This window comes from Tissierella sp. (assembly GCF_052089545.1).
GTDB lineage: Bacteria > Bacillota > Clostridia > Tissierellales > Tissierellaceae > Tissierella_A.
Map to the genome: position 1 here is coordinate 1 of NZ_JBQDAA010000187.1, position 4,490 is coordinate 4,490.

Annotated in this window: 5 protein-coding genes; 4 read left to right on the forward strand and 1 reads right to left on the reverse strand. The window is 29.2% G+C overall.

The genetic code is table 11. The features are described 5' to 3' along the window. From ACTHW2_RS11085 to ACTHW2_RS11095, 3 genes are all read left to right on the forward strand, one after another. A partial coding sequence (locus ACTHW2_RS11085; protein WP_442263983.1) for an ATP-binding cassette domain-containing protein occupies positions 1 to 862 on the forward strand: 862 nt, incomplete at its 5' end. After that, the gene (locus ACTHW2_RS11090) at positions 855 to 1,640 is read left to right on the forward strand and encodes a hypothetical protein (RefSeq protein WP_442263984.1); all 786 of its coding nucleotides are present in this window, start codon (positions 855 to 857) and stop codon (positions 1,638 to 1,640) included. The genes ACTHW2_RS11085 and ACTHW2_RS11090, both read left to right, overlap by 8 nt. A 62-nt stretch (positions 1,641 to 1,702) precedes the next feature. Continuing rightward, positions 1,703 to 1,906 (forward strand): hypothetical protein, encoded by a 204-nt coding sequence (locus ACTHW2_RS11095; protein WP_442263985.1) that lies wholly within the window; start codon positions 1,703 to 1,705, stop codon positions 1,904 to 1,906. A 169-nt stretch (positions 1,907 to 2,075) separates the two neighbouring features. On the opposite strand, the gene ACTHW2_RS11100 is transcribed toward ACTHW2_RS11095, so the two are convergent. Further along, positions 2,076 to 3,986 (reverse strand): bifunctional metallophosphatase/5'-nucleotidase, encoded by a 1,911-nt coding sequence (locus tag ACTHW2_RS11100; RefSeq protein ID WP_442263986.1) that lies wholly within the window; start codon positions 3,984 to 3,986, stop codon positions 2,076 to 2,078. A 190-nt stretch (positions 3,987 to 4,176) separates the two neighbouring features. Between ACTHW2_RS11100 and ACTHW2_RS11105 the strand changes: the two genes are divergently transcribed. Further along, positions 4,177 to 4,490 (forward strand): DJ-1/PfpI family protein (locus ACTHW2_RS11105; RefSeq protein ID WP_442263987.1); only part of this gene is annotated, 314 nt, incomplete at its 3' end.

Here is a 4,490-nt window from a genome sequence, read left to right on the forward strand (position 1 = left end):
GTCTTTTGGTTCTACAAAGGTACTTTCCCATATAAACTTAAAATTAGATGAAGACAAGATATATGGTCTTTTAGGAAGAAACGGTGTAGGAAAAACAACATTATTAAATATAATATCAAACTCTATAAAAGCAGATAGGGGAGAAGTGTTCTTTAATGGACAAGGCGTGTATGAAAACTCTAAAGCCCTAGAAAACATTGCTATGGTAAAGGAAAGTGGATTTGGAGTAGAAGATATAAAGGTTAAAAAGATATTTAAAGGGGCTAAAATTTTATATAAAAATTGGGATGAAGAGTATGCTAAAACTTTAATAAAAGAATTTAGTTTAGACATAAAAAAGAACTATAGTAAACTTTCTAGGGGAAATCAAACTATAGTAGGACTAGTTATAGGTCTAGCATCTAGAGCTCCTTTAACAATATTTGACGAGCCGTCACTAGGACTTGATGCAGCTTATAGGTATAAGTTTTATAACCTTCTCTTAGAAGATGTAGAAAAGTATCCTAGGACAGTTATTATATCAACTCATTTAATAGATGAAGTTACAAATCTATTTGAAGAAATAATAATATTAAAAGATGAAAAAGTTTTTATAAAAGAAGAGGTAGAAGACTTAATGAAAAAATCATACTTTTTAAATGGAAGGTTAGAAAATATAAAACCTTTTATAAAGGATAAAAATGTGATTAGTAAAGAAGAATTTGGTTCTAGTCTTATAGTAGGCATATTTGATAGTTTATCCAAAGAGGAAAAGGATGATTTAAAGAAAAATGAAGTAGATGTAAGTTCCATACCACTTCAAAAACTATTTGTTTTATTAACTGAGAAGTATAGAGCTGAAGGAGGTAAGATAGATGGATAGTTTTAAAAGATCTTTAAGATATCAATTTATGGAAACAAAGAAGTTTATAATGAAGTTTTGGATAATAGTTATACTAGTAGACATATTCTTCTATATACTAAATAATTTAGCGACTGGGAACTTTATAGGTTTTGATCTAGGAGATGGTTCTGCAGAATTTAATATAGGGTTTAGCTTAGGGGGTTCAACAGCAACAAGCAATCCAGTTTCAGTGGCTGGAGTAAATCTTATGATAATAGTGATAACTTTATTGGTATACAATTATGAAAGGAACTATGAAAGTTTTCCTCTGTCACAAAGTCTAGGGATGACTAGAAGAGATTATTTTACTTCATTCTTAACAGACAATATAGTTGTAGTATTTATATTTGCAAGTATCCAAGGAATATTATTAAAAGTAGATCCAAAACTTATGAAACTTGTTGGTAAAGAGCCACTATATGATTTTGTTAACTTTAATCTCCAAAGGGACAATTTACTGTTTATAATCTTTTCTTTATTTATTTTATTTTTAGCTTTTATAAGTATATTTAACTTATTAGCAAGTTTAAATTACAAGTTTGGATATAAAATATGGATAGTTCTAGTAGGAGTAAATATATTAGCATCAATATTTAATATAAAACCTTTTGAAAAAATACTAATATTTATAGGAGACACAATAGCTACAAGGTATGGAGTATTTGAGACTTTTCTTATACTTTTAAGTGTAGCTATAATGTATATTGTAAATTATTTTGTAACTATAAATACTGATGTAAAAAGAAGGACTTTATAAATGGATAGATGTGAATAGTAGAGATTAGTTTATAAAAAAGGTGAATGGAGTGTGGGTTAATCATGAGAAAAAAACTTGTACGTTGGTCAATGAATATTGTATTTTATATAATTTATTTTTTAATACTTCAATATATTGAAAATAAATTGTTACCAATTAGTCCAATATCAAATGTTATTATAATATTTGTTCTTATAGGTATAAACATTCCCTTATCTATATTTACCACAGAAAAAATATTTTCTATAATTGAAAAGGGGGTATAAGATGAGTCAGACAATTATTGGACAGACAATTATTTCATTGCTACCTTCAATACTTCTATTTGGTATAATAACACTGATAGTAGTGATGATAAGACGTTATTCAAAGAAGTAAAATAAGAAAGGAATAAACAAACTCTGGAGTTTGTTTATTCCTTTTAATATCTATATTTTAAACTCTAGTTTTCTTTCTTTTTCTTTTAATGAAAAACCTAATTACCAGTATTATAATTAAGATTAAAACTAATGGTATTAGAACTATCCCTAAACTTATTTTGTTTGGATTTTTAAATCTCTCCACAAGACCTGTATCATCATTTATTATTTTGACACCTTGCTTTTTTGAGTAAGATTTAGGAATTTGTGGTATACCATCTTCTTTGGGAAAACTTTGTAAATAACTAGTAAGAGCTACCCATTCTTTTACTTCTTCTCCATTTTCATAAATAATTCTTTCTTCAAAGTCATCTATTTTGTCTCCATTTTCATCCTTAGGAACTATTGATAAAAGTCCCATAGACTTATCGCCAACAATATTTAACATTTGAGCACTATAGAGATTTGCAACTACCCTATATAGTTTATCATCTTCTAAATGTGTTTGCTTTCCATCAGATGTAAATATACTTGTATCTGTAATCTTATTAAATATGATTCTGTGTGGATTAAAGCTATATCTCATACCTGACAAGTAGAGTTGGGCTGAGTTCATAAGGGGTTGGATAGATGCATCTACTTCTGCAGCTGTTTTAAGTTCTTTTCCGGTTAAATATACGTCAATAAGAGGGTATCCAGAAAGCTTATCCCTTCCTATGCCAAGAGAAGATACTTTAAAGATATCTTTAACAGTTATATGACCCTTTGTAAAAGAATCTCTTATAACTCCTGAAGGAACTACTGCAACATCAACATGTTTGTAATCATCTCCTTCAGCCTTTTTAACTGCATATCTATATGCATCACCTATAAGGTAACCTAAAGGCTCTTCTTCTTGGATCTCTGCTAGATCTAAAGCTGGAGTAAAGTTAAATGGAGATTCTGCTATTACCTCATCATACTTTAATCCAAATCTATCCAAATACTCATTTTCTACATCTTCTTTAAAACCATCAATAAGACTACTTATTTCCTTATCTTCTTTGTAAGTCTCATCTATAGTTTTTATCTGATAATCTTTTAAATTCCATTTATCTTCATTTTTTTCGATTTTTATTTTACCTAAATTTTCTGCATATCTTCCAGATGAAACTATGATAGTATCTCCTACTATTATAGGTTGTGGGAGCATAGTGTGGCTATGACCAGATATTATAAGATCTATATCAGGGACCTTTTTAGCTAATATTTCATCTTCAGTTTTACCTGGCTTTCCATCAGTACCAGAGTGGGAAAGAGCTACTATTAAATCTACATTTTCATCTTCTTTAAGAGTTTTTACAAGAGCTTTAGATTCTTCAACTATGTCAGTAAACTCTACTTCAGCCATAGGAGCATTTGAATCAGCTTCTTCTCCCATAAGACCGATAAGACCTATTTTTATTCCTTTTTTATCTAATACTAGATAATCCTTTACTCCATATTTTTCTAAGCTTGTTTCTAGTTCTTCTAAAGTTTGACTCATACCTTCTTTTGGAAACTTAGTATTTGAAGCTACTATTTGAGGTAAATTGTCTCCACTATCCATAGCGGAGATTAAACTTTTTGAAAGGCCTTCAGGTCTAAAATCAAATTCATGATTTCCCAAAGTTGTTGCATCATATTCCATTTTACCCATAAGGCGTAGGGCTGGTGAATGTGTCTCATATATTGTTTGATAAAGGGTACCCATAGAATAGTCTCCTGCATCAACTAATAAAAGGTCACTATCTTTATCTCTTTCTTTTGCTATAGCCGAAGACAGTCTAGCAAAACCTCCTCTAGACTCTATATCACCATCTATGACCATATTATAGGGTTCTAGATTGTCGTGCATATCGTGAGTAAAAACAATAGTTAAATCATCTGCATTGTCCTTTGCAAGGCTTGGAAATACAAGTAAGGATATTATTAAAGATAATAATAAAATTCTAAATATTTTTTTCATAATTGCCTCCTATAATTCATAATAAATATATATTAATTTTAAATTATACCATATAAAAACTTTGAACTACTATTTGAACTACTATATGTTTAGTATTACTTACCCAATATAAGTCTACATTAAAATTAATACTAGTTCTTAAAATGGGTATAAGTAATAATAGGATAAAAAATAGGAGGAATAGATATTTATGAAAATAATGGTATTTTTAGCAGAAGGCTTTGAAGAAGTAGAAGCTTTAACTGTAGTAGACTATCTTAGAAGAGTAGATATAGAGGTAGATACCGTATCTATAACAAAGGAGAAAAATGTAAAAGGAGCACATGGTATAGAAGTAGTAGGAGATAAACTATTAAAAGATTTAAATATAGATGAATATACAGGCTTAGTTATACCAGGAGGGCTACCAGGTGCAACTAATCTTAGGGACAGTAAAGAATTAATAGAGATTGTAGAAGATTTTAACAAAAAAGAAAAACTTATAGCTGCTATTTGCGCAGGACC

What these genes read in the sequence shown, in the direction of transcription:
- ACTHW2_RS11090 (WP_442263984.1), top strand. Translation starts at nt 855, where the DNA reads ATGGATAGTTTTAAAAGATCTTTAAGATATCAATTTATGGAAACAAAG.
- ACTHW2_RS11095 (WP_442263985.1), top strand. Translation starts at nt 1,703, where the DNA reads ATGAGAAAAAAACTTGTACGTTGGTCAATGAATATTGTATTTTATATA.
- ACTHW2_RS11100 (WP_442263986.1), bottom strand. Translation starts at nt 3,986, where the DNA reads ATGAAAAAAATATTTAGAATTTTATTATTATCTTTAATAATATCCTTA.